Below are 1,421 nucleotides of genomic sequence, written 5' to 3' on the forward strand. Positions count from 1 at the left end.
GAACTGGTCAGCGAAAACCCGGATCTGGACCTGGAAAAACTCCTGCACAAACAGGCGTTCCTCGCCCTCGATCCGCAGGGCTCGGGCATCCACGGCCAGATCTACCGCGTGGCCCAGGGCGATGCCGGCAAGCGCCTGACCCGCTACAAGGTCTCGCTGGTGCCGCAGCTGCAATACCTGCATCACCGCACCAACCAGCGCATCTACCAGCAGATGTCGGCGCCGAAAATCATCGCGCTGATCCTCGACGAGCACGGCATCAAGGGCAACGCCTACAGCTTCCAGCTCAGCCAGCCGTGCCCGGATCGCGACTACTGCGTGCAGTACGACGAAACCGATCTGCACTTCGTCCAGCGCCTGTGCGAAGAAGAAGGCATTCACTACCACTTCCAGCACAGCCAGAAAGGCCACCTGCTGGTGTTCGGCGATGACCAGACGGTTTTCCCGAACCTCGGCCAACCGACCGCGTACGTGCAAGGCAGCGGCATGGTCGCCGAAGAACCGGTGATCAAAGGCTTCAAGCTGCGTCTGGAAACCCGCACCAGCCGCACCACCCGCCGCGACTACGACTTCGAAAAACCGCGCCTGCAAATGGAGGCCGCGTACAAACCGGACGGCGCTCTTGATAGCAAAGACGCTGAACCGGATCTGGAAGACTACGACCACCCCGGCCGCTTCATCGACCGCGCCCGCGGCAAGTTCCTCAGCCAGCGCGCCCTCGAACGCCACCGCGCCGACTACCGTCAGGCCGAAGGTCGCGGCGACCAGACCAGACTGGTCAGCGGCCACTTCATGGAAATGTCCGACCACCCGCGCAGCGAGTGGAACGACCTGTGGCTGCTCACCGAAATCTTCCACGAAGGCAAACAACCGCAAGTCCTCGAAGAGTCGGTAACCAGCGACACCACCGACAACAAGGATGACTTCCACCAGGGCTACCGCAACACCTTCCTCGCCACCCCGTGGGACGTGTTCTACCGCCCCGCGCTCGAACACCCGAAACCCCGCGTGCTCGGCAGCCAGACCGCGATGGTCACCGGCCCCAAAGGCGAAGAAATCCACTGCGACCAGTACGGCCGCATCAAGGTGCAATTCCACTGGGACCGCGAAGGCCAGGCCGACGACAAGACCAGCTGCTGGCTGCGCGTCTCCAGCTCCTGGGCCGGCGACCGCTACGGCGCCATCTCCATCCCGCGCATCGGCATGGAAGTCCTCGTCACCTTCCTCGAAGGCGACCCCGACCAGCCCCTCGTCACCGGCTGCCTGTACCACAAGGAAAACCCGGTGCCGTACGCCCTGCCGGCGAACAAAACCCGCAGCGTCTTCAAAACCCTCAGCTCCCCGGGCGGCGGTGGCTACAACGAACTGCGCATCGAAGACAAAAAAGGCGCCGAACAAATCTTCATCCACGCCCAGCGCGA

At 63.3% G+C, this 1,421-nt stretch carries 1 protein-coding gene; it reads left to right on the forward strand.

The annotated features are described in order from the left end of the window. On the forward strand, positions 1-1,421 hold a 1,421-nt coding region (locus EIY71_RS28450; protein WP_134024001.1), incomplete at both ends, for a type VI secretion system tip protein VgrG.

Origin of the sequence: Pseudomonas sp. CH235, assembly GCF_004368175.1 — a bacterium.
Taxonomy (GTDB): domain Bacteria; phylum Pseudomonadota; class Gammaproteobacteria; order Pseudomonadales; family Pseudomonadaceae; genus Aquipseudomonas; species Aquipseudomonas paraglycinae.